Source organism: Plesiomonas sp. (assembly GCF_051650925.1).
In the GTDB taxonomy this organism is placed as follows: Bacteria; Pseudomonadota; Gammaproteobacteria; order Enterobacterales; family CAMTGL01; genus Plesiomonas.
The window spans coordinates 1-2,363 of the sequence record NZ_JBOFRH010000530.1 but is presented as its reverse complement, the minus strand read 5'-3'; the positions used below and the strand labels follow the sequence as shown (position 1 = coordinate 2,363).

At 46.5% G+C, this 2,363-nt stretch carries 4 protein-coding genes; 1 reads left to right on the top strand and 3 read right to left on the bottom strand.

From position 1 onward, the window contains the following. Nucleotides 1-585: FAD-dependent oxidoreductase (locus ACRC27_RS12655; RefSeq protein ID WP_438640034.1), on the bottom strand; the 585-nt coding region annotated here is incomplete at its 3' end. A 3-nt stretch (nucleotides 586-588) separates the two neighbouring features. Beyond that, nucleotides 589-1,329 (bottom strand): SDR family NAD(P)-dependent oxidoreductase, encoded by a 741-nt coding sequence (locus ACRC27_RS12650; protein ID WP_438640033.1) that lies wholly within the window; start codon nucleotides 1,327-1,329, stop codon nucleotides 589-591. 314 nt (nucleotides 1,330-1,643) lie between these two features. Here ACRC27_RS12650 and ACRC27_RS12645 point away from each other — a divergent pair, with 314 nt between their 5' ends. Further along, nucleotides 1,644-1,958 carry a hypothetical protein gene (locus ACRC27_RS12645; protein ID WP_438640032.1) on the top strand — a complete coding sequence of 105 codons (315 nt, stop codon included), beginning with the start codon at nucleotides 1,644-1,646 and terminating at the stop codon, nucleotides 1,956-1,958. A 50-nt stretch (nucleotides 1,959-2,008) separates the two neighbouring features. Here the strand turns inward: ACRC27_RS12645 and ACRC27_RS12640 are convergent. Continuing rightward, nucleotides 2,009-2,363, bottom strand: a 355-nt coding sequence (locus ACRC27_RS12640) for a hypothetical protein (protein WP_438640031.1), incomplete at its 5' end; no start/stop codon positions are given.

Below are 2,363 nucleotides of genomic sequence, written 5' to 3'. Positions count from 1 at the left end.
CAACCCGTGGTTGGCAAAAAAACGTGCGAAAAACAAAAAAGGGAATGCCAGCATTTGCTGCACGCTGGCTGACCAGATAGCAGCACCCATCGGCAAAATATAGTGTTGCTGGAAAAAAGAGCTAAAACTGTGGCGATGTAAAAATGTGCCGAGTGTGGATGTATCGTTCGCTTCTATTTGGTGCAACTCGGCGCTCGCCAAGCGGTTAAAACGCAATATCTCAGCGATAAAGCGATAAAACGTTGGGCTTAATAGATGGCGGCGACGGGCGAATAGGGTGTTTAGATTGTGCCCGTTGTATTCAAAATCATTGTGACCGCAGACTGAGAAACTCATTTCGGTTTTTTGTGCTTTGACGCCGATGCGGGTAAGTAGCTGATTAAACAGTGGATAGGTGCGATCGTTAAATACGATAAAGCCGCTGTCGATACAATATTGGCGGCCATCTAGTTCGATATCGTGGGTGTGGGTATGGCCGCCCAAACGTGATTGTGCTTCAAACACGGTGATATCGTAATGCGGATCGAGCAAGTGGGCGGCTGTTAGCCCTGAAATTCCTGAGCCGATAATGGCGATCCGTTCCATGGATTATGTCCTTTTCAAGAGTCGGGCCAGCCAGCGTTCGGGTAAAAGCCGTAGCAGTTTTAGGCTGAAAATAAACAGTGCTGGAAAACTGATGATGGGCCGACTTTTTTCAATTCCCTGAATGATGTGTGCAGACGCGCTTTCTACGCTGATTATTCCTAACATCGGGAAGGTATTTTTATCGGTTAACGGGGTTTTGATAAAACCTGGTTTGACTAATAGCACATCAATACCGTGCGGGCGCAGATCTAGACGCAGTGATTTGGCCAGATAATCTACAGCAGCTTTGGATGCGCCATAGGCTTCGGCACGTGGTAGCGGTAATAGGGTGACGGACGAGCTGATAAAAACCACTTTAGCGTGTGAAGCAAGGCGGGGCAGGAGATAGTGCAAACTGTAGCCGAGGCTTTGCACATTGGTATTTATCACGCGCTGAAACAGGGCTGCATCAAAGTGCAGCGGATCGTCGATATATTCACAGGTGCCAGCATTGAGGATCAGCAGATCCCACTGTTGTAACTCAGGCAGTTGTTGGTAGGTGTGCTCTTCGGTGAGATCACCGCAAAAGACGTCGATGCCTGCTGCTGTTAATTGAGCAATTTTCTCTGGATTACGCCCAATACCACTGACCTGCCAGTGGCGCGCCTGATAATCGTAAGCCAGTTGCTCACCAAGGCCGGAGGTGATTCCGGTGATTAAAACTCGCTGTGGGGAAGCGGTGCCAATATTCTTAGATTGCATCATGGTCAGCCTCATCATTAGGTTGCGAGAACGCCTAAGAGTAGTCAGCCGCTGATAGACAGGTTTTGCCTGCCCACCCATGCTTTTGGCCTACCGCTATATAGTTATGACAATCTGTTAATAGAGAGTAAAGGAAAATAGCGGCAAACAAACAAGGTGAGCGTTAAAAGAATAAAGAAACTTTTTTATAACGCTGGTGGTTATAAAAATGTGGCTCGCAAAACGGCTAAGTGCAAGTGGGAAGAGAAATCATATCAGCGATAAAATAACAGTAGATGATTCTGTGTTTTTACTCTCATGGAGCAAGGAAGCTACCGATGTTTGATCCTAAAGATATCTATAACCCTCGTGAGTTCCGCGAAGGTGAACGAGCAGATTTGGGTTATTCTGCTGGAGAAAGACCTTCGTACCATGAATCGAAAAGAAATGATTGTCATGATGGTTGTGCGCATAAAGAACGCACATCGAGTCATTGGTTGTCACCTGCATGGTTTTTCTTTTTAGGGTTTATGACCGCTTTGTTCATTGCGTATCGCTGGCCACTGTTGTTCGTTCATGTGTTAACTGAGTTTTGTCATTTTTTTATGCGCATTGGCGGGGTTATTTCCGCACTATTTTCTTCTTCGCTATGAAATAAAGCGGTATTTAGGAATACCGCTGAGTTCAATAGATGGTTGTTGTTTTACCGCGCGGACTCCACATGCCTCTCCACATACTGCGCCAATCGTAAATCCACCAGCTCTTGCACTAACTGATGAAAGCGTTCGATATGCTGCGACTCAACAGAGAAGGTCGGCACAAAGCGATCGTCTTGAACAGTAAACCACTGCTCACCGGATGAATTGGCATGTGTAAACGCTTTAATCGGGTTGCTTTTCCAATAAGTAAGCCATGCACTGTCTTTTACCTCTACTGAGCGCATTTTTTCCGGTAACTCAGTGGCTTTCAGATCGGGGTGACGAGATAACACACGGTGACTTCGAATAGCTAATGCACTCAGTGTTGGTGGGGTGTTGAAGCCATTGAGCTCTAGCAAC